At 61.5% G+C, this 21,608-nt stretch carries 15 protein-coding genes; 5 read left to right on the forward strand and 10 right to left on the reverse strand.

Going from position 1 to position 21,608, the window contains the following annotated elements:
• Positions 1–132: 132 nt before the first annotated feature.
• The 8 genes from CDA63_RS08450 to CDA63_RS08485 all read right to left on the reverse strand — a co-directional run bounded on the left by CDA63_RS08450 (position 133) and on the right by CDA63_RS08485 (position 13,287).
• Positions 133–963, reverse strand: a complete 831-nt coding sequence (locus CDA63_RS08450) for a CvfB family protein (protein ID WP_088464012.1) — start codon at positions 961–963, stop codon at positions 133–135.
• 228 nt (positions 964–1,191) lie between these two features.
• Positions 1,192–2,097 carry a T9SS type A sorting domain-containing protein gene (locus tag CDA63_RS20810; RefSeq protein ID WP_165768244.1) on the reverse strand — a complete coding sequence of 302 codons (906 nt, stop codon included), beginning with the start codon at positions 2,095–2,097 and terminating at the stop codon, positions 1,192–1,194.
• 986 nt (positions 2,098–3,083) lie between these two features.
• Positions 3,084–3,791: a hypothetical protein gene (locus CDA63_RS08460; protein WP_088464014.1), complete on the reverse strand. Its 708-nt coding sequence runs from the start codon at positions 3,789–3,791 to the stop codon at positions 3,084–3,086.
• A 50-nt stretch (positions 3,792–3,841) separates the two neighbouring features.
• Positions 3,842–4,588: a hypothetical protein gene (locus tag CDA63_RS08465; RefSeq protein ID WP_088464015.1), complete on the reverse strand. Its 747-nt coding sequence runs from the start codon at positions 4,586–4,588 to the stop codon at positions 3,842–3,844.
• Positions 4,589–5,219: 631 nt separating this feature from the next.
• Positions 5,220–6,188: a PorP/SprF family type IX secretion system membrane protein gene (locus CDA63_RS08470; RefSeq protein ID WP_088464016.1), complete on the reverse strand. Its 969-nt coding sequence runs from the start codon at positions 6,186–6,188 to the stop codon at positions 5,220–5,222.
• A 105-nt stretch (positions 6,189–6,293) separates the two neighbouring features.
• Positions 6,294–9,542, reverse strand: coding sequence for a T9SS type B sorting domain-containing protein (locus CDA63_RS08475; RefSeq protein WP_088464017.1), 3,249 nt, complete (start codon positions 9,540–9,542; stop codon positions 6,294–6,296).
• A gap of 53 nt (positions 9,543–9,595) precedes the next feature.
• The gene (locus CDA63_RS08480; protein ID WP_088464018.1) at positions 9,596–10,909 is read right to left on the reverse strand and encodes a hypothetical protein; all 1,314 of its coding nucleotides are present in this window, start codon (positions 10,907–10,909) and stop codon (positions 9,596–9,598) included.
• Positions 10,910–11,373: 464 nt separating this feature from the next.
• The gene (locus CDA63_RS08485) at positions 11,374–13,287 is read right to left on the reverse strand and encodes a BamA/TamA family outer membrane protein (protein WP_088464019.1); all 1,914 of its coding nucleotides are present in this window, start codon (positions 13,285–13,287) and stop codon (positions 11,374–11,376) included.
• Positions 13,288–13,506: 219 nt separating this feature from the next.
• On the opposite strand from CDA63_RS08485, the gene CDA63_RS08490 reads away from it, so the two are divergent.
• The 4 genes from CDA63_RS08490 to rfbD all read left to right on the forward strand — a co-directional run bounded on the left by CDA63_RS08490 (position 13,507) and on the right by rfbD (position 17,039).
• On the forward strand, positions 13,507–14,775 hold the full coding sequence (locus tag CDA63_RS08490; protein WP_088464020.1) for a putative DNA modification/repair radical SAM protein: 1,269 nt from the start codon (positions 13,507–13,509) through the stop codon (positions 14,773–14,775).
• A 91-nt stretch (positions 14,776–14,866) separates the two neighbouring features.
• Positions 14,867–15,046 (forward strand): hypothetical protein, encoded by a 180-nt coding sequence (locus CDA63_RS08495; protein WP_088464021.1) that lies wholly within the window; start codon positions 14,867–14,869, stop codon positions 15,044–15,046.
• Positions 15,047–15,179: 133 nt separating this feature from the next.
• On the forward strand, positions 15,180–16,127 hold the full coding sequence (locus CDA63_RS08500; protein ID WP_088464022.1) for a TIGR03915 family putative DNA repair protein: 948 nt from the start codon (positions 15,180–15,182) through the stop codon (positions 16,125–16,127).
• Positions 16,128–16,181: 54 nt separating this feature from the next.
• Positions 16,182–17,039 carry a dTDP-4-dehydrorhamnose reductase gene (gene rfbD / locus CDA63_RS08505; protein ID WP_088464023.1) on the forward strand — a complete coding sequence of 286 codons (858 nt, stop codon included), beginning with the start codon at positions 16,182–16,184 and terminating at the stop codon, positions 17,037–17,039.
• Between the two features lie 534 nt (positions 17,040–17,573).
• Here the strand turns inward: rfbD and CDA63_RS08515 are convergent.
• Together CDA63_RS08515 and CDA63_RS08520 are read right to left on the reverse strand one after the other, a co-directional pair.
• Positions 17,574–18,788: an MFS transporter gene (locus CDA63_RS08515; RefSeq protein ID WP_242434611.1), complete on the reverse strand. Its 1,215-nt coding sequence runs from the start codon at positions 18,786–18,788 to the stop codon at positions 17,574–17,576.
• 100 nt (positions 18,789–18,888) lie between these two features.
• On the reverse strand, positions 18,889–19,818 hold the full coding sequence (locus CDA63_RS08520; RefSeq protein ID WP_088464025.1) for an AraC family transcriptional regulator: 930 nt from the start codon (positions 19,816–19,818) through the stop codon (positions 18,889–18,891).
• Between the two features lie 209 nt (positions 19,819–20,027).
• Between CDA63_RS08520 and CDA63_RS08525 the strand changes: the two genes are divergently transcribed.
• Entirely contained in the window at positions 20,028–21,554 is a 1,527-nt protein-coding gene (locus tag CDA63_RS08525) for an aldehyde dehydrogenase family protein (protein WP_088464026.1), read from the forward strand.
• Positions 21,555–21,608 lie beyond the last annotated feature (54 nt).

A 21,608-nucleotide genomic window follows, 5' to 3' on the forward strand; every position in this document is an offset into this window, starting at 1 on the left:
CCGGGGTAGGGGCGGGGCTTGTCCCCGCCCGCCGTTTAACGGTTGTCGTGGGCCGGAATCGTTGAGATGGTGCGAACGGCGGGCGGGGGCAAGCCCCGCCCCTACCCCGGGCAAACCAGCTAAAGTCTAGCGCTACTTCCGCAACTGGGTGTGTTCGGGGGCTAGGTCGACTAACCCCTGCTTGTAGAGGGCCCCGAGGGCTTTTTTGAACACTTTCTTGCTCATGCCCAGGCGGCGGTACACGTCGTCGGCCAGGCTTTTGTCGCCGAGGGGCAGGCGGCCGTCGGGGGCCTGGCGCAGGGCTTCGAGGAGCGGATCGGTCTGGGCTAGCGCCTCATCGTAGCCGGGGCGCTGCAGGGTCAGGTCGAGCTTGCCATCGGGGCGGATGGCGCGCACGTAGCCGGTGTGCACGTCGCCGAGGCGCAGGGGCTTGAACACGTCGTTGTGGTAGATGAGGCCCTGGTGGGTGCCATCGACCAGCATCTTGAAGCCCAGGTCGGTTTCTTCGGCCACGAACAAGTTGGCCGTGTCGCCCACTTTGCCCGGAAACGGGTCGGGGCTCAGAAACCACTCCCACTTGGCCGAGGCCACGATACGGTCCGACGTTTCGTCGAGGTAGACGAACACCGTTACCCGTTCGCCGGGGCGCAGGTCGCGGCGCTGGTTGTTATAAGGGAGCAGCAGGTCCTTTTCGAGGCCCCAGTCCAGAAACGCGCCGGTCGTCGTCACGTCGCGCACGCTCATGGTCGCGAACTGGCCCACCCGGGCGTGAGGCTCCAGGTTGGTGGCGATGAGGCGGTCTTCGGAGTCGCGGTACACGAACACGTGCACGATGTCGCCGATTTGGGTGCCCGGCTCCACGTACTTGCGCGGCAGCAGCAGGTCGCCGTCGTCGGAAGTCAGGTAGAGGCCGAAATCCACCTCCCGCACCACTTCCAGGTCGTTAAAGTCACCGAGGTTCATGCTGAGAATTATGAAGTATGAATTATGAGTTATGAATGGCCGGTGAGTGGGCCGTGCCGGGGAGCCGGGCAAAGTTACGCAAACGGGGGCGGGGGTTGCCGGGCCATTTTCGAGGCCAGTTGGAGTGGAGTGGTTAGGGGCCCGCGCCCGGTGCGGCCGGCCAAAAAAACGGGTTCCGACTGCCTGGCAGCCGGAACCCGTTTTTGATAATAGGGTGCCGCGTAGGAGCTAGTGCTTTATTTGGAGTTGCTGCCGCTCGATGGTGTTGCCCTGGCGGCGCTGCACGAAATACAGGCCGGCGGGCCAGGCGCGGGTGTCGATGCGCACGGCCTCCTTGTTGGCCTTGCCCTCGTACATGGGCTGGCCCTGGCTGTTGAAGATGGTGATGGTCGCGCCCGGGGCCTGCTCCAGCGTAACCGTGGCATCGGCCGGGTTGGGGTAGGCCAGCGACGTGCTCTGCCGGTACATGCTGAACTCGGCGCAGTACTCGCCGCTGCTCAGGCGCGACACCGATTGCAGGCCCACGGCGTCGAAAGTGGACCGGCTACAGCCGCCATCCTCCACGTCTACCCGGATGGAGGTCTGTTGGCCGGGTGGGGGCGAGAGCACCGAAATACGTGCCTCGGTGGGCCCCTGGGCAACTATTACGCCGTCCACGGTCCAGGTGTACACGAGTTGGGGCAGATTAGGCAGGTTGGGCCGGTCCGATACGTTGGCTTCGTAGGTAACCTCCGTATCGCGGCATACTTCGCTGGGCAAGCCGTAGGGCGTACTGATGCGGACGCTCATGCCGCCGTAGTTGAGCGGCGCGCTGGCTACCCCGGCCGGGCAGCCGTTGGCATTGGCGGCCACCTGCACGAAGCAGAAGTTGCAGCCGCCCGTGGTGGGGGCCGTTGCCAGCAGCCGCGGCTCGGTGGTCGTGACGGTGGTGGGGCCGACGAAGTTGGCCGGCAGCGTCCAGGTGTAGGAGGTAGCACCCGGGACCGGCGCAACGGCAAACGTACGGCTCGTGCCCAGGCACATATCGCCGTACTCGGTGAATTCCGGCGTAGCAGTTTGGGAAGCAACAGTAACGGTAATCGGATTGGCTGTGATAGTGGTGCTCGCGCCGTTGCGGGTATAGGTGGTGGTCAATCCGATAGTACCGGTGCCGGTGCCACTCAGATAAAGTCCTGGAGTCGCTGTATTCAGACAACAAGAGGAGCGAACCACCCCACTAACAGAGAAAGTATAGTTGCTGAATGTTCCACCAGCTGGCAAATTGCTGGTTGCGGCTCTTACTTGCTCATTCTCTAAGGGTTGGCCGCAAAACAAGTTGATGTTACCCCCTTGCGGTGTCTTGTTGCTGATGATCGTGAGGGTAGGCAGAGTACGGGTAATAGTAGTGCTGACGGCTAAGCTCCGGCTGGATACTGTATTGGGGTCGCATAGAGTACTGGCTGCCTGAACTATAACGGCGCCACCCCCATCTGCCGAAGGCGTAACCCGGATACTGTTAGCGGATGACCCTTTGATTAGTTGTGGCGTTCCGCCATCGGATAGTGCCCCATTAGGAAATCGCCAGCCCGCAGGAATGGTCCATAGATAAGCGGAAGCGTAAATAGTAGCGGTATTAGGTGGAGAAGGCAGCGCGACCAGTGGGACAGTAAGCGTAACGGAGCCGCTGCCATTATTACCAAACGTAATATCTCCGCTTACGGCAATTGGGCCAGGTTGAGCCTGACTCAATGAGAGAACAAAGACAGGAGTGACAGGTGAGGATTGAATAGACGAAGGGTTGCTGCACCCGGAAGTTGTAACCCCAATTGATGTTCGATTATTAGAAGTGGTAGGAACATCAGCCCAGACAACGGTAATAATGGGAGAGTTAGTGTTTCCTTTAATAGTGCCTCCTACTACATTCCAGCTATACCCGCATCCCCCCGAATTTGCAAGGTTTGCCGAGTAAACATACTCTTTACCAGGGCAAACGGGACGACTATCGCCGGTTTCACCGATTATACTGATCGATTGAGCATCAACCAAATTGCTTATAAGCAGTAGCAGCAATAGAATTAATCGGCTGCTCAAAGTGGAAAGTGTTTTCATAAGAGTAATTGAAAGAAAGGTGAAGAAATGAGTTAAAATAGGTAAGAAACGCCCACCAGCTGAACGGGGCGTAACTGCATCTGAAAAGTATTACCCGTGTAAAAGGCATAGCCGTTGACCAGTGTGCCGTCGGTGTTCTGCCGCAATACCGTGTTGGTCAGATTGTAGCGGCGGCGCTCGTAGCGCGCCACCAGGGCCGCCTCGGCAAACACCCGAACCCGGGCGGATGCGTGCAGCATGAGGCCAACGAATGGGCGGGCTTGCACCTGCCAGCGGTTGATCACGTAGCGGCTCTCATAGGCATACTTGCCCGGCCCAAACTGATTCGGTACCTCCCGCACATCGCGTGATTTTGCCTGGCCCCAGCCGCTGCCCAGCTCCGCGCCATAGTACCAGCTGGTGTGCCGGCCCAGCGACTGCTGCCACTCGTAGCCCCCAAACAGCATCGCCGACCATTCGTAGGTGACGGACCCGGGCAGGGTACCCAGAAAGTCGGTGCTGTCGCGACGGCTATATTGCCCAACCAAGCGTGCCCGCAACGCTTGGTTGGGCTTGGTCTGGCGCTTATAGAGCAGGCCCACGGGCAGGGCGCGGTTGTTTCTGAAGAAGCCGTCGAGTACGGGGCTGGCCGTCAGGCCCAACTGATGCTTATAAATGGCCGCCGAGTCGGGCGGGACGGTTTGAGCGGCGGCGGCCAGGGGCAGGGCGGTGGCCAAGAGCAGGCAGGCAAAGGATTTCATAGCAGCAGAAAGAAGGGGAAAGAGTGAAAATAAATTGCGAAAAAAATATTTCAGCGTTCAGTAGATCCGAAGCAGTAGTGCAACGCGACTTGACTCACTGGATTTAAAAATATGCTAATAGCATTGTTTTGGGTATTCGTATTAGCGCCATCAGTGGAATTGCTATCAACGCGATTAATTGAGTTTTTATCCTGAAATGACCTATGCGAATACCGAACGGATATTACTGATTCAGCACTGAGATACAAGTAGGGTTTCACCTGATAACGTACTGCTATTAGCGGACGTAGAAAAGTAGAATAAGTAGTAATGGCATAGTCTGATTTACGTAGGAATAAAGCAGAACCTCCATCTACATTAATCGCAGTAATTGCTTCGTCGCGGCGACGAAACCGGTCATATCCGGCCCCCACATCCAGGCCTGCATAAGCCACCCAGCGGCGGGCAATACTTCGCTGCCATTCCCGGCCGATATAAGCTTGCAGGCCAAAGCTGTTTTCGTAGAAGGTGGGGTTGGCGGCTAAATCACTGCTCTTATTGCGCCGCTCGTTTCGCAGGTCGAGCACCAGCCCCAGCCGCAACGCCTGGTTCGGCTTGGTCTGGCGCTTGTACAGCAAGCCCACGGGCAGGGCGCGGTTATTCTTGAAAAAGCCGTCGAGCACGGGGCTGGCCGTCAGGCCCAGCTGGTGCTTGTAAGTGGCGGCCGAGTCGGGCGGGGTGTTTTGGGCCGTGGCGGCCAGGGGCAGGGCGGTGGCAGCCAGCAGCCACAGCGGCAGCAGGGTAGGGGGGGCTTTCATAGCGGAACAGGAAGAAAGGGGAAGGGGACAGAACAGCCCACCGTGGCGGTGGAACGGGTAGCGAAAGTCGGCGCAAGGCCACCAGCCCAACCGGAGCCTGGGGAGCGGAGCAACAGGACGAGGTGTGGGAGGGGGCGCCACCCAGCGCGGGGTAACAGGATAGGTGCGGGCGGCGATAAGATAGGGCGGTGCCTGAGCGGGTTGGGCTAAGCCGCTGCGATACTACTGAGTATCACCGTAGAATACAAAAATAGCGTACCCCCCCCCCCCATGAAATAATTTACAATACTTTGATTTGCAATTATTTGAGATATTCTATGTTCCGCCATATTGATGCCGACGGTGGGCCAAAGCTGAAGTCAGAGAAGCCGTGGTAGGGGTATAGTGATCGAACAGGCCAGATGCCGTTGGGTGCGTCGAGGACCTGAGGATGGAGGCCCGGCGGGAGGTGCAAGGAGCAGCGGGCAGGGTTGCGCAACCGGCAACGGGGCAGCCGCGCCGTTGCCTAACCCGCACGAGCCGGGCCACGACGCGGCTGCCCCATATACCTGCTCCCAAAAAAAGCGGGACCCAGACGCCAAGCATCCGGGCCCCGCCTGCTTGAGGGGAACTGGTACTGCGCAGCCTCGTGCTACCAGAAGCGGTTGGTGCACACTACCTGGGCTTTCTTTTTGATGCGCAACCCTATGAGTATTTCGTGGCTGCCGGCGTGGTGGTCGGCCAGCCGCGAAAGACCGGTATCGTAGGAGTAGCCCACCTGAAACTGCTCGTAGCTGAAGCCGACCATGGCCACGGCCGAGTCGAAGGCCCGCCACGACACGCCCGCCCACAGCAAATCCTGGTACTTGAGCTTGGCATTGACATCGACCGAAACCGGGGCCGGGCTCACGGCCTTCACCAGCACCGACGGCACCAGCGACCAGTCGTCGGTGAGCGGCAGCCGCACCCCGCCCGTGAGGTAGTAGTGGCGGCTAAGCGAGTTGCCCGCGCCCGCGCCCAATTGGTTGTCGCTATAAGAGAAGTCGAGCTTGTTGGCCAGCAGCTGGGTGCTCGACACCCCGGCGTAGAAGCTGGGGCCGTACACCCACAGGCCCACCGCGCCGTCGAGCACCCGCGAGGCGTCGCTGGCCGCTACGGTGGTGGGGTCGAAGAACTGCAATTGGCTGCCATCGACGGCAAACTGCTGCACGCCGGCCGACACGCCCAGCGAGGCCCGGATTTTGGGCGTCAGTACCACGTTGTAGGCGTAGGAAACGTAGGCGGTAGTCCGGCTCAAGGGGCCCGTCACGTCGCGGTACACGAGGCCGCCCACCGCGTGAAACGGCCGGCGCAGGTCGTGAATGGTGCGCTTGTTGGTGGTGAGCCACTTGCCCAGCGAGGAGTTGACGCTGGCGTAGTAGGTGCGGGGGGCGCCCTCCAGCCCCACCCACTGGGTACGGTAACTGAACTTGACGTCGATGTAGTCCTCCACGCCCGTCGCGCCGGGGTTGAGCAGGTAGTTGTTGTTCATGTACTGGCTGTACTGCGCCTCCTGTTGGGCCAGGACCGGCGCGGCCGCCAGCAGCAGGAGCGGCAGCAGGAGTAGGAAAGCTCTTTTCATAACAGCAAATGCGTTAGCGTCTGAGGAAATAGGGCTGGGCTGGATCGGTCAGCTACTGGTGGTCAGTTCTTGATTCAGAACTGACCACCAGTAGCTGACCACGCATCAATAAAGGACCGTAATCGAGCCACTGTAGGATTTGCCCAAGGGACCCTTCGTGACGACCACGTAGTAGTAGGTGCCCACCGGTGCGGGCTGGCCGTTGATGTCGCCGCGCCACTCGTTGGCCCGGCTGTAGTTTTCGGCCGAGAAAATCTTGTTGCCCCAGCGGTTGAACACCGTGACGGTGGTGTTGGGGAATTGCTCGATGTTCTCGATTTGCCAGGTGTCGTCGCGGCCGTCGCCGTTGGGCGTGAAGGCGTTGGGAATCCGGATGGGCGGCAGCACGGTTACCGTCACCTCATCGAAGGCAGCGCAACCGCCTGCCCCAGCCGAAAGCCGGTAGGTAGTCGTGACGGTAGGTGCAGCCACGGGCCGCAGCGGGTCGTTGCCCGGGAACGTGAGCCCCGTCGCTGGGGTCCACGTCACGGGGTAGGTGCCATCAGCAGTGCCTTCCAGCACTACCGATGAGCCCAGGAAAATCTGCTTGTCAGGGCCGGCACTGATTTTTACCGGGGGCTGAACGCGTACCGCCACGGCATTGGAAACGGCCGTCACGGTCTGGCCGCAACTGTTGACCGTGCTCAGGCGCAGCGTCACGATCTGGCCGTCGCGCAGGGTGCTGCTGGTGAAAACCGGCCCCGTCGCACCGGCCACGGCCGTACCATCGACCAGCCACTGGTACATCGGGTTCGGTCCGGCATTCGTCACGCTGGTCGCGCTAAAGGTTAGTGGTTCGCCCGGGCATACCGGTGGGCCCGTTTGGGCGGCAATAGCCAGGGTGGGCGTGGGCGTGGGGGTGCGCGTTACCGTCACCGTTGCCGTAGCGGGGCCGGTGCTGCACAGGCCTGCTGTGGCGGTTACTTCCACCCGGACCTGGTCGCCGGTAACCAGCGTGCTGCTGGTAAAGGTCGGCCCACTGGCCACGGGAATGTTGTTGACGAACCACCGAAAAGTCGGGGCGGGGCCCGCGTTGGTGGTGGCGGCCGCGAAGGTCAGCGGCGTACCGGGGCACAGCGTGGGCGGGGTCGTCAGGGTCACGGTAGGCGTCACGACGGGCGAAACGCGCACCGTCACGACGTTGGAAATGCTGGTGGAGCAGGTGCCGGTGCCCGAGCTCACCCGGCGGCGGAAGTAAGTGGTAGCCGTAAGGGCCCCGGGGGCGAAGGTTTCGCCCGTAGCGCCGCCAATGGCCGCAAAGGATACGTTATCCAGGGAAGATTCCCACTGATAAGCAAACGTACCGGTGCCGCCACCAGCCGGGCCGGTGCTGGTTAGCGGGTTGGGCGCTGTGCCCGCACAAATATCCTGATCCGCCGCAATGGTCCCGGCCGTCAGCGTCGGCAGCACCGTGATGGTGACGACGTTGGAGGGCAGGTTGGAGCAGGGGCCCGAGCTTACCTGGCGGCGGAAGTAGGTGGTAACCGTGAGCGGACCGGGCGCGAAAGTGGCCTCGGTAGCCCCGGCAACGGCCGTAAAGTTGGTGTTGTCAACCGACGATTCCCACTGGTAGGTAAATGTGCCTGTACCGCCACTGGCGCCGGCTGTGCTGGTCAGCAGGGCAGGGGTAGCGCCCGCGCACAGGGCCTGGTCGGTGCCGATGGTGCCAGCCACCAGGGCCGGCGTCACCGTAATGGTTACCACATTGGAAACCACCGGCCCGCACGGCCCCGACGTTGCGCGGCGGCGGAAGTAGGTCGTAGCCGTCAATGGGCCGGGCAGGTACGTCGGCCCGGTAGCCCCACCGATGGCGGTAAAGGTGGTGTTGTCAGAGGAGGATTCCCACTGGTAGGTAATGGTGCCATTGCCGCCCGCGGCCGCTACAGTGCTGGTCAGCAACGCGGGTGCGGTACCGGCGCACAGCGTCTGGTTGGCCGCGATGGTGCCGGCCGTCAGGGCGGGCGTTACCGTGATGGTCACCACGTTGGAAGGCACGTTGGCGCAGGTGCCGGAGCTTACCTGCCGGCGGAAGTAGGTGGTAACCGTGAGTGGACCGGGGGCATATTCGGCCGTGGTAGCCCCGGCAATAGCGGTAAAGGTTACGTTGTCAACCGAGGATTCCCACTGGTAAGCGAAGGTGCTAGTGCCGCCCATCGGGGCCGCGCTGTTCGTGAGCGGGGCCACGGGGCTACCGGCGCACACGGCCTGGTCGGCCGCGATGGTGCCGGCCGTCAGGGCCGGCGTTACCGTGATGGTTACCACGTTGGAAGGTACGTTTGCGCAAGCTCCCGAAATTGCCTGGCGGCGGAAGTAGGTGGTAACGGCGAGGGCTCCGGGCGCGAACGTGGGCCCGGTAGCCCCGGCAATAGCAGTAAAGGTCGCGTTGTCAAGAGATGTTTCCCACTGATAAGCAACCGTACCGGTGCCGCCCGTAGCCGGGGTTACGCTCGTTAGTGGGGCTGGTGTAGTGCCGGCGCACAGGGCCTGGTCGGCGGCAATGGTGCCAGCCACAACCGCCGGCGTCACGGTAATAGTTACCACGTTGGAGAGCACCGGCGCGCAGGATCCGGAAGTTGTGCGGAGGCGGTAATAAGTAGTGACCGTCAGTGGGCCGGGTGCGTAGCCGGCACTGGTCGCGCCGCCGATGGCGGTAAAAGTCGTGTTGTCAACGGACGATTCCCACTGATACGTAAAGGTGCCGGTGCCGCCCGTGGGGGCCGTTGTGCTAGTGAGCGGAGCCGGGGTGGCACCGGCGCACAGCGCCTGATCGGCGGCAATGGTGCCGGCCACAACTTTCGGGGTCACCGTAATCTTAACTGAGGCCGAGGGCGTGCGCGGCGCGCAGAAGCCCGAGGTAACCAGCCGCCGGAAGTAGGTCGTGACACTCAGCACGCCCGGCGCATAGGTTTCAGCCGTAGCCCCGCTGATGTCGGCCCAGGTAGTGTTATCAATTGATGACTGCCACTGGTAGTTGAACTGCCCGGTGCCTTCGCCCGCGGGCGTTGCGCTGGTGAGCACGGCCGCCGAATCGCCGGCACAGATGGTCTGGTCGGCCGCAATAGTGCCTGGGGTAGGCGGTCCGAAAATGCGCACCATACTCTTCGTTTCCCGGCAAAAACAGTCAGTCGTGATGCGCAGCGTCACCACGTAATCGCCCGGGCGGGGGTAGGTATGCTTTACCGAGTCAGGCTGAGTGGAGGTCGTGCCGTCGCCGAAATCCCAGGCGTATTGCTTCTTGTCGAAATCAACGGGCGGGGCCGTGAACGTGTATTCGAGGCACGCCGTAGGCCGGCCCCCGAAGCCAAAGCGCAGCAAAGAGCTTTGGTTGAAGTTGACGAGCCCGAGGCCGCTGCGGCGCCCGCCCAGCGTCAGGCTGTCGTCGGCGTAGGCAATGGCGGCCCCCAGCGAATCGGGGTAGGGGATAAAGCCCAGCGCCGGCTGCCCTCGCGGGCCACGTAAATCTTGCCATCGGGGGCTGCCTGCATGGAGCCCAGGTTGACGGGCGTGGTCTGCTTGAGCGGAATAACCGCTTTGGCAGCCATACCGGTTCCGGGGCCGCTGATATCAAACTGCAACAGCTGGGGCAATCGGGGCGCCGCGCCCAGCACGGTGGCATAAAGGCGGCTGCGGCCCGGCGAAAACTCGACGCCATAATAGCCACCTTCCTTGCTGTCAATGATTCGGGGGCTGCCGACCATGCCCGTGGAGGTGTCGAAACTAAACAGCTCCACACTACTGCTGCTGTCGCCGGCCACCGCACTGTAGCGCGACAACGCCAGCTGCTGGCCGTCGGGCGTCACTTTCATCTGCCCCCGGTAGCCTTCCGGCGACACGCTCGGGGCGTGTAAAGAGCCCACAGCAGAAATTACCGGCGGATCGATGAGCACCGGCCCTACGCCCCCGGCTACCAGCCGTACGCGGTATGCCAGGAAAGCGTCGCCCCGGTTGGCGGTGCCGGTTGTAGCATTGCCCCAGCCGTGCACGATAATCCAGATGTCGCAGCCGTTTTTGTGAAACACCCCCGTCATTTTTTCGGTGGTGCCCTGAGTGAGCGGCGTGTTTTTAGTGGCCGCTACCACCGTACCCGCCCCGCCTCCGGCGGGAATAATAATTTCCGAGTAGCTCAGGCCCTTGGGGCCGCCCTTGGCGTCTTGCGTGAAAATCAGGTAGCGCGTTTCGCCTCCCGGCATCGTGGGGGGCGGGCTGCCGGGCAACCGGATGGGCAGGGGGCCGTCGGTGGTCAGGCGGTTGCCGCCCATGCCCGTACCGTTGGTCATGATGGTGCCGTTGCCGTTCCAGATGGTGTCGCCGTTGCTGTAGAACAGAATCTTGCCGCTGCCATCCGACATTACGCCAGCGCCGGCGGGCGCCGTCATCGCGCCATCGGTTAGCACAACAGGCTTAATGGAGTCGGTGGCTTGGTTGAAGTCGAGCCCCGCCTTGGAGCCGAAATACCAGGTGTTAGCAAACTTCTCATCCTCGCTGCACGTCGGGGGCGCGGTTTGGGCGCGAGCCGTGGTGGTTGTGCCGCCCAGCAACCCCATCAGCAGCAGCATCAGGGGCAGCAGCCACCCAAGGCGCAGCAGCCCCGCGCCGCTAGGGCCGGCCGGCCGACGGCGGCGGCGAATAGGGCGGGTGGAAATCGGGGCAGTAGCTAAGGTAAGAAGGAGCTCTACGGGCATATGGGAGCGGGCAAGTAGGCGAATAGGCAGACGGGCGAGCTAAACAGGCGGGCAAGCGGCTTGGAAAGCAGGGAGCAAAGCTTCCTTGCGCTTTTATGAAACGCAGCCTGATAGGCAGTTATTTGAAAAACACACCTCCCGTCTTTAGTAAAGCTACGCACTGCTGGCCAGGTTTGCACCGAACCCAGTTCATATTGTAAAAAAGCGCCTGGCCACCGCCGTTGTCGTATTCACCCGGCAGACGAAACAGCTACTCAGGCGCCACTATCAATAATGCCCCAGCACCCACCTGATAAGCTAATCAAGCGGTTAGGTGAGTTGTTATTGGAGTTGGTACGTTGCGCTTGGCCAGCTTCCGCACTCAATGGTGCTCAGTTGCCATGGTTCCTGATAGAGTGCCTCATTGGTGATAGGCTGGTCCCAGGCAGCAGCAGCAGTCAGCTAAATAGAATTCGTCAGCCACGCTACTGATACCGCGTAATGCCGGGCTGGCCGAAGCTAAAATCGGAAAAGCCGTAGTAGGGGCGCGAGTTCTCGAACAGGCGGACGCCATTGGGCGCGTCGAGGCCCCGGGGATAGAAGCCGAGCGTAATCTGGATGGTGCGGATGGCCGTGTACTCGTTGCGGAAACGCAGGCCCATGCCGAAGCCGGAGTAGGGCTTCTCGAAGAACGGCAGCAGCCGGTCGGGCTTGCGGGCGTTGAGCCAAGCCACATCGGCAAAGCCCACTACCGCCATCCGGAAGCCCAGAAACGACAGCGGCGTGTACATGGTGGTTTCGTAGTTGAGCGTGACGCGGCTGGTTCCCGAGAGGAAGTTCGCGGGCCGGAACCCGCGCAGGCCCCGCTCGCCCTCGATGGTCAGGTATTCGTCGGGGCGGCGGTGGAGGCCCAGGCTGGTGCGCTGCCACAGAAAGTGCCGCCACTGCAGGTTGCCGGTGTGGTAGAGGCGGGTGAAATACAACACTTCCCCACTCAACAGGCCCTGCTGCCAGTCGTTGCCGCGTCCGCGCACGAAGCCGCCAAACTCCCCGCTCAGGTACAAGTAGCCCCGCTGGGGCCGGTAGGTGGCCGACGATACCCGCAGCCCGTAGTAGCGGCGGTTACCGGCCGGGTTGAACTCGTAGCCCGTCGTAAAGCTCACTAGCGAGCCGGTCGGGATGTCCTCGGTGCGGCCGAAGCCGAACAGGTACTTATCCTTATAATAGCGCCGCACGCTGTAGCCCACCGTGCCCAGCATCAGGTTGGCGCTCTGGTAGTAGTCAAAGGGCTTTTCCTGGTAGTTGGTGCGGATAACCCGAGCGGCCCCGATAATGCGGCCGGGGCTTTCGTAACCCAGATCGTAGCTCTTGGGCTGAAACGCGCGACCCAGCCACACATCCTGCACGTTGAAGCGCAACGCCTGGTAATTGTAGGGCCTCTCGGCCGAGCCGTCGCCTCCAATAGGAAAAAGCCGGTCGTAGAAACTGTAATTAACTGCCCCGGCGTAGCGGGTATTGATGGAGTAAAAGTCGCGCGAGAACCCGATGTTGCCCTCGCGGTGGCGGGTTTCGTTGAGGTAGCGGGCCCGGCCGTAAATAAACTCGCGGAACGGCACCTGGTAGCTTCCTTCGTAGGCCCAGGGCTGGGCCTGGGGGCCGTCGTCGCGGCGGCCGTACGCGAACTTGTTGCGGAACTGGTGGCCCAAGCCCAGGAAATTTACGTCGCGCAGGCCCACGATGCCCGCGCCCACGTCGCGTAGCTGGTACGAGCCGTTGAGGCTGAACAGGTCCTTGGTAATCACGATAACATCGACGCTGTCGGCCGTGCTGGTGCGCTCGTCCACGAATACCCGGGCGTCCAGAATCTCAGACGTCTGGCGCAGCAGGCGTTCCGATTCGGCCAGGGCCTGGGGTTCGAGCTCGCGGCCCTCGCGCAGCAGCAGCACCTGCCGCACCCGTGAGCGGCTGGTTTTCATGTGAAACGTGTTGCCGGTTTTCTCCAGAATGTTGCGCGGCGCCCGTAACGAGTCGGTGATGCTGTAGCCGAACGCGTCGAGAGTGCGGATATCGACGCGGCGCACGATTTTATAGTTGTGCTGCTCGAACTGCCGGTCGAGTAGCGCGGCATCGAGGCCGGCTTGGTCTTCGCGCCGCTCCCGGAACGTGAACAGCGCCGCCGCCGCCTTGCCCATAATGGTTTTGCGGCGGGTGTACGCCTTCAGGCCATTGAGCATCCGCTCCTCATCGAAGCGGCGGCGCAGCGAGTCGGGGCGGGCGGGCGGCTGCGGGCGGGTGGTATCGGCGGCTAGCCCGGGCGTGGCCGTTTGGGCGGCGGCGGGCCCGAGGCCGGCCCCCAGCCAGAACAGTAATCCGCCAAGCCACCACAGGTAGTTTCTCATTTGCGCACGCCGAGTAAGCAAGGTACAACGCGGGCGGGGCTTTCCGCCGTTCCAGCCGCCGGTTTTTGGCGGTGCGGCCATCCTAGTGGGCGGCGGCGAATAAGCCTAAGCCCAACACCTTTTTTACTGGCTCGCGGCGGAACGATTCCAATGAAATTAGTCTTTTAAAGATTGCGTATTTGCGCACAAGGTTCTATTTTTAAGCCAGCAAACTGCCTCATGAACGAACAGCGCATTCAGGAAAAGCTAAGTATATTGGCAGACGCCGCTAAGTACGACGTTTCGTGCTCCAGCAGCGGCGGCAAGCGCAAAAACGTCGACAAGGGCCTGGGCAACGCCGAGGGCATGGGCATCTGCCACAGCTACACCGAGGACGGCCGTTGCGTGAGTTTGCTCAAGATTCTGCTCACCAACCACTGTATTTTCGACTGCGCCTACTGCGTTTCGCGCAAGAGCAACAACGTGAAGCGCGCCGCTTTCACGGTGGACGAAGTGGTGGATCTGACCATGAACTTCTACCGCCGCAACTATATCGAGGGCCTGTTTCTGAGCAGCGGCATCTTCTCCTCGCCCGATTACACCATGGAGCGCCTGGTGCGTATTATTAAGAAGCTGCGCACCGAGCACCGCTTCAACGGTTACATCCACGTGAAGGCCATTCCGGGCGCGTCGGAGGAGCTTATTCAGGAGGCCGGCTTGTATGCCGACCGCCTGAGCGTGAATATTGAGCTGCCCTCGGAAATGGCCCTCCAGAACCTGGCCCCCGAGAAGAACTACGAGGAAATCCTAACCCCGATGGGCCAGATCCGGGACGGTATCCGCCAGAACAAGGAGGAAAAGGCGCTCTTCAAGAAAGTGCCCCAGTTTGCCACCGCTGGCCAGAGTACCCAGCTCATCGTGGGAGCCTCGGCCGAAAACGATTTGCAGATCATTAACCTGAGCGACTCCTTGTATAAGGGCTACGGCCTGAAGCGGGTGTATTACTCGGGCTACATCCCGATTACCGACGACGCCCGCCTGCCCCAGGTCACGCAGCCGCCCCTGATCCGGGAGCATCGGTTGTACCAGTCCGACTGGCTCATGCGCTTCTACGGCTTTCAGGCCGATGAAATCCTGGACCCCGAGCATCCTTTCCTCGACCTCGAAGTGGACCCCAAGCTGGCTTGGGCCCTGCGCAACCGCTACGTATTCCCAGTCGATGTGAATACGGCCGACTACGAGCTGATTTTGCGGATTCCGGGCGTGGGCTCGCGCTCGGCTAAGCGCATCGTGGCCGCCCGCCGGTTCGGGCCGCTTCACCTCGACCACCTGCACAAGTTCGGCGTGGTGCTCAAGCGGGCCAAGTTCTTCCTCACCTGCCGGGGCCAGGCCCTTTCTACCCGCGACTACGACGAACAGACCATCCGCCGCCAGATTCTGTTCGGGGCCGGTTCCGTCCGCTCCGCCCTCGTTACCCAGCAACTCGACCTTTTCGCCCAACCCAGTTGAGGTTTTTGGTTGGTGGTTTTTGGCTTCGGCACAAGCTCCACATTCCACCGAAAACCACTAACCACCTACCAAAAACAAACTGCCAACTACCATGACCGTCGCCTACCGAAACGCCGCCGAAGTACCCACCGCCACGGAGGCGGCCCAACCGCTGAAAGTGGCCCGAGTGGCCTGCTGCTGCAAGCTCGCCGACCTACTGCCGGTGGTGCAGCGTATGCACCAGGAGGCTGCCCGCAACCACGGTAAATTCCGCCAGCCGAAAGCGGCGTAACGCTGGGCAGAGTTGCCAGGGCCGAAGGCTTGGGTTGCGTAGCTTCCCTGTGGTTGCGGGTTGCCGCTTCTTTTCTTCCCACTGACTAGCCCAGGGTTTCGACCCTGGGACCCGTAGCCGTTTGTTTCTGCCCATGTCCCGTTTCCCCGTTCGCCGCCGTTCCGCCGCCGAAGCGCTGTCCGCCGCTGCTACCCGGCGCCGGACCGCGCCCGAGCTGCGTAACCCGCCGCTGGATTACGCCTACGACGGTTCTTTCGAGGGGCTGCTGACCGTGATTTTTCAGGTGTATGACCGCAAGGCAGCCCCCAACAGCATCCAGCCCCTGGGCGCGGTGCAGGCCGGGCTGTTTGCCCAGCCGGTGCAGGTAGACACCGACGAAACGGCCGCCGCCCGCGTCTGGGATGGGTTGCTGCGCTACATGGATAAGGAGGCCCGCACGCGGCTGTTTCACGCCTTTCTGAGCGAGGTGCCTGACCGGGAGCTGCTCATTTTCCGCTACGCCGATACGGCCATGCGCGCTGGCCGTGACATTGCCGAGAACTACGCCGACGACAACGTGCGCCGCATCCAGCGCCTGGCCCAGCAGATGTACCGCGAAAAGCACCGCATGGAAGCCTTCGTGCGCTTCGAGAAGACGAGCGACGGCCTGTTCCACGCCACCATCGAGCCCGATTTCGACGTGCTGCCCCTCATCGCGGCCCACTTCACCAAGCGCTACGCCGACCAGCGCTGGCTGATTTTCGACCGCCGCCGACACTACGGCCTCTACTACGACCTGCACCGCACCGACATCGTGCAGTTCGACGCCGACACCGCGCCCCAGCGCCGCGCGGCCGTGTCGGCCACGGTGCTGGATGAGCGGGAACCGCTGTTTCAGCTGCTCTGGCAGTCGTATTTCGACCACGTGAACATTCCGGAGCGCAAAAATATGAAGCTCCACCGCCGCCACATGCCGCTGCGCTACTGGAAGTACCTGAGCGAGAAGCAGCCCCGGGAGCAGCCCTTCCAGCCCATCAACAACAAGCGCCCCGTGCAACCCGGCGGCCCCGCTTTAGGCGCGGGAAGTGTGGCGCAAGGGTAGGAGGGAAGCGGGAAAGGCGTAATTTGCGGCCTCCCCCGTCATCACTGCTTACCCATGAACAAAACCCTCGTTTTCGGCGGCTCCGGCCAATTGGGCCAGTGCCTGCAACACGTTGCCCAACAGCGCAGCTTCACCGATATCGTGTTTCTGCCCGAGGAGCAGGCCAACATCTTGAACCCGGATATCCTGCGGACCACGTTCGAGCAGCACCGTCCGGCCTACATCATCAACTGCGCCGCCTACACGGCCGTTGATAAGGCCGAGGACGAGGTAGAAATTGCCCGGAAAGTAAACCGCGACGGGGCCGAAAACCTGGCCCGCCTCTGCGGCGAGTTCGGCACCACGATGTTGCACATTTCCACCGACTTCGTGTTTGCTGGCACCGGCAACGAGCCCCTGCTCGAAACCGACGAAACCGCGCCCATCAGCGTGTACGGCCTCACCAAGCTGGAAGGCGAGCAAGTGATTCCGGCTCACACCGAGCGGTATTTCATCCTGCGCACCAGTTGGCTCTACTCCGAGTACGCTGGCAACTTCGTGAAAACGATGCTGCGCTTCGGCAAGGAGCGCGAAGAAATGCGCGTGATCTGGGACCAGCTGGGCACGCCCACCTACGCCATCGATTTGGCCGGCGCGCTGCTGCACATCATCGAATCGGGCAGCACCGCCTACGGCCTCTACCACTATAGCAACGAGGGTGTCACGTCGTGGTACGATTTCGCAGTGGCCATTTTCGAGCTGGGCGGCCTGACCACCCGCACCGTGCCCATCCGCACCGCCGAGTACCCCACCAAAGCCACCCGCCCCGCCTTCTCCGTGATGGACAAGACCAAAGCCAAAACCGCGCTGGGCCTGGCCATTCCGCACTGGCGCACGAGTTTGGTGGAGTGCATGGGACGGTTGGGGGAGTAAATCATGAAATTGACCCCATTACATCAGATTCCGGATGGTCACCTTTTCTGGTCTGGATCGGCTTTTCGCTGTACTAATGTTGGTATGATGGGTGTGTCGCTCGAAAAGGATTTTTACGACTATATGTTGGTGCGACTAAACGATGATGAACCGTACATGCTCATCGTTAATGTGACAATTGGGAATATAAAAGCGGGGTCCATTATCTGTTATGTCACCTGTGCCGCAGAGAATCATAGTACCGTTACTGCTCAGGCTCTGAGACGGTCATTTGGGGGTGAAAACGTCTACTACATATATAAGGATTAACAGAGCCATAGTTGAGCAAACTTCAATACTAATAGGGTTCAGGTTGCGTAGCGGCTTTCGGTTTGTAGAAAAATAATGATGAGGTAGTCGCGTCGCGCCGCGTAGCGGTGTCCGATTCAGCTGCCATTTCGGGCACCGCTACGCGGCGCGACCGTTCGGCAGGCTTACCACCTACAAACCGAAAGCCGCTACGCGGCCAATCCACGACTCGGGTTAGGCGTTTTTTTACTCGCCGGCTTCCCTCCCATAAAACCGGTTCGCGCCGTAGGCCAGTGCCACTAGCCCCAGGCCCACGGCACAGACGCCGGGCCACTGAAAATGATCCCAGGCGAGGCCGCCGAGGAAGGAACCGACGGAGGCCCCGATGAAGCAGGCCGTCATGTACACGGTGTTGAGGCGGCTGCGGGCTTCGGGGCGGAGGCTGAACACGCGGGTCTGGTTGGAGATGTGGGCCATCTGCTGGCCCACGTCCAGGATAACCACGCCCGCAATCAGGCCCACCAAGTGGTAGCCGCCGAAGCCCAGCAGCAGGTAGCCGCCCAGAAACAGCAGAATGCCCAGCGTGAGGGCGTAGTCCGGCCCCTTGCGGTCGGCGGATTTGCCGGCAAAGGAGGCGGCAAAAGCCCCGGTGGCACCCACCAGCCCGAACAGGCCGGCCACGTCGCTGTGGTAGTGGTAGGCGTCGCTTTCCAGGAAAAAAATCAGGGTAGTCCAGAAGGCGCTGAAGCCTCCGAACAGGCAGGCCCCCACAATGGCCGAGCGGCGCAGCACCGGCAGTTCCCGGGCCAGGGTGCCCAGGGAGCGGAGCAGGCTGGCGTAGCTGCCCGCGTAGTGCGACTGGTTGCGCGGCAGCATCCGGGCCAGCACGCCCGTGAGGAGTACCATTATACCAGCACCCACCCAGTACATGGCCCGCCAGCCGAAGTGCAGGCCCACGTAGCCGCTTATGGTGCGCGAGAGCAGAATACCAATCAGCAGGCCGCTCATTACTTTGCCCACCACTTGGCCTCGCTGTTCATCACTGGCCAAAGAGGCAGCCATCGGAATCAGGAGCTGGGGCACCGCCGAGAACAGGCCAATGAGCAGGCTGGCCCCGACCAGCAGCGCGAACGTGGGCGCGTAAGCGGCCCCGGCCATGCAGACGGCGGCGCACAGTAGAAGGATCAGCGTCAGGCTTTTCCGCTCCCGCTTGTCGCCGAGCGGGACCACCAGCAGCAGGCCCAGCGTGTACCCTATTTGCGTGATAGTAGCCACCAGACTCACCCGGCTTTCGGAAAGGCCGAACGTGCGGCCGATTTCGGCCAGCAGGGGCTGGTTATAATACAGGTTGGCTACCACCAAGCCGCAGGTCACGGCCATCAGCCAGACTTGGGAAGAGGCCAGTGGCGGGGTGGCAGCAGGCGTTTCGGGCGGTGCCGCTACGGCAACAGATTGGCTCATCAACTAAAAAGCCGCTGCGCGGGAGGCACAGCGACATAGGTACGGGCAGTCAAACCAGCGAACCGCCGGAAAGGTTGCGCCCCCTCAACCCCATCATGTGCTACCCGGCCATCTGCTGGCGCTTATAGAGGCCCGGCGTGATGCCCTCGTACTGCTTGAAGAGCTTTTGGAAGTAGGCCGGGTTGTTGAAGCCGGCCCGGAAACACACGTCGGCCACGGTAGCGGCGGGCAGGCGCAACAGGCGCTTGGCTTCCGCGAGACGCTCCTGATTCACGAACTCGACCGGCGTAAGGCCCAGCTCGCGCTTGAACACCCGGAAGAACGTGGCCTTGCTCATGCAGGCCAGTCCGGCCAATTTCTCCACCGTAATCGGCTCGCTGAGGTGCTGCTTCACGTACTGCACCACGGCCGCGAACCGGTGAGAAGTGGCGTGCTGGCGGTAGTTGTGGAACAGCAGCTGCCTGGCCTGGGTCTGCATCAGGCGCACCAGCATCTCCTGGATGGTGAAGCCCGCCAGCACATCCTTAACGCGGCCGGTGCTGCGCGAAAGCTGCACGAGGCGCTCCAGCGTACCGGTCAGCTCGGGCGGGTTGTGGAAATGGGCGTGGGCGGGCGTGCGCGTATCTAGCTGCCAAGGCTGGTGGGCCTCGGCGCGCGGGTAGTCTTCGTTGAGCAGGTCCACCGTCTGGCGGATGGTATCGGTGGGGATGGCCACGGCCAGGCACTGGGTAGGCGTGGCGACGTCGGCCTCCGGGAAGTCGATGTGCATGGTTTCGTGCTCGCCCACCACCACCGATTCGCCGGGCAGATACTCGAAGGCGTCGCGGCCAGCCAAGTGCATCACCTTTTTGCCCCGCAACATGGTGGTAAGCACCACTTGGCCCAGGCTCAGGGGCACGTGCAAAGCCCGCTGGTGAGTTTCAAACACGCTGAGCTCAAACGCATCCAACGAGTACACGGTGCGGTTTTCCACCAGCGTACTGAGCTGGTGGGGGGCAAGCAGCGCAATGGGAGCAGGCAGGTGGGCCATACGTCGGGGGCGAAAAACGGAGTGGGGTAGCTAACAACCGGCCGGGAAACGGACACGAACAAACAAAGGCTTAACCTGAACCGTTGTCTAAGTGAGTATGTACTCACAAATTGAGATGATATGCCCGGTTTGTGAGAGAATACTACACCAAATTAGGCATAAATGCGTCGTAATTTGACTCATCATCAAATCCTTAACCCTACCTATTCATGGAAACGCTCGAAAAGCCCAGTACCCTCGTCGACCGGCCCAAGTTCAAAGACCACTACGATAACTTTATCGGGGGCAAGTGGGTAGCGCCGGTGAAAGGCCAGTACTTCGACAACATCTCACCCATCGACGGCAAGGTGTTCACCAAAGTAGCCCGCAGCACCAAAGAGGACATCAACCTAGCCCTCGACGCGGCCCATGAGGCATTCAAAACCTGGGGCAAAACCTCGGCTACCGAGCGCAGCAACATCCTCAACAAGGTCGCCAACATCATCGAGGAAAACTTGCCCCACCTGGCGGCCGTCGAGTGCGTGGAAAACGGCAAGCCTATCCGCGAAACCATGCTCGCCGACCTGCCGCTGGTCGTCGACCACTTCCGCTACTTCGCCAGCGTCATCCGGGCCGAAGAAGGCTCGGCTACGGAACTCAACAGCAACACCTTGTCGCTTATTATTGAGGAGCCGCTGGGCGTGGTGGGTCAGATCATTCCCTGGAACTTCCCGTTGCTGATGGCTACCTGGAAGCTGGCCCCGGCCCTGGCCGCCGGCTGCTGCGTAGTCATGAAGCCCGCTGAGCAAACGCCCTCCAGCATTATGGTGCTCATGGAGCTGCTCCAGGATGTGCTGCCGCCCGGCGTGGTAAATGTGGTGAACGGTTTCGGGCTGGAAGCGGGCAAGCCGCTGGCTTCGTCGCCGCGCATTAACAAGGTGTCGTTTACGGGCGAAACCACCACCGGCCGCCTCATCATGCAGTATGCCGCCGAAAACCTGATTCCCGTTACGATGGAACTGGGCGGCAAGTCGCCGAACGTGTTCTTCAAGAGCGTGATGGACGCCGACGACGACTTCCTCGACAAGGCCATTGAGGGTGCCGTGATGTTTGCGCTCAATCAGGGCGAAATCTGCACCTGCCCCTCGCGGATTCTGGTGCAGGAAGATATCTACGATGAGTTCATGGCCCGCGTCGTGGAACGCGTGAAGGCCATCAAGCTGGGCAACCCGCTCGATATGCAGACCATGATGGGCGCCCAGGCCAGCAACGACCAGTTCGAGAAAATCCTGAGCTACCTCGAAATTGGTAAGGACGAGGGGGCCGAGGTACTGACCGGCGGTGAGGCGTTTACCCAGGAAGACGGGGCGCTGGCCGAGGGCTACTACATCAAGCCCACCGTGTTCCGGGGCCACAACAAAATGCGCATCTTCCAGGAGGAAATCTTCGGCCCGGTGGTGTCCGTGACGACATTCAAGGACATGGACGAGGCCATCGAACTAGCCAACGACACGCTTTACGGCTTGGGCGCCGGCGTCTGGACCCGCGACGCCCACGAGCTTTACCAGGTGCCTCGCGCCATCCAGGCCGGCCGCGTGTGGGTAAACTGCTACCACGATTACCCCGCCGGTGCGCCGTTTGGAGGCTACAAAAACTCGGGCTTCGGCCGTGAGAACCATAAAATGATGCTTGGCCACTACCGCCAGACCAAGAATATGCTCATCAGCTACAGCCAGCAGAAGCTGGGCTTCTTTTAAACGTTAAGTTGATAAGGACAACTGTTATCCTGAGCTTGCAAGGACCTTGTAACA

The sequence above is a fragment of the Hymenobacter amundsenii genome, assembly GCF_002204745.1.
Lineage (GTDB): Bacteria > Bacteroidota > Bacteroidia > Cytophagales > Hymenobacteraceae > Hymenobacter > Hymenobacter amundsenii.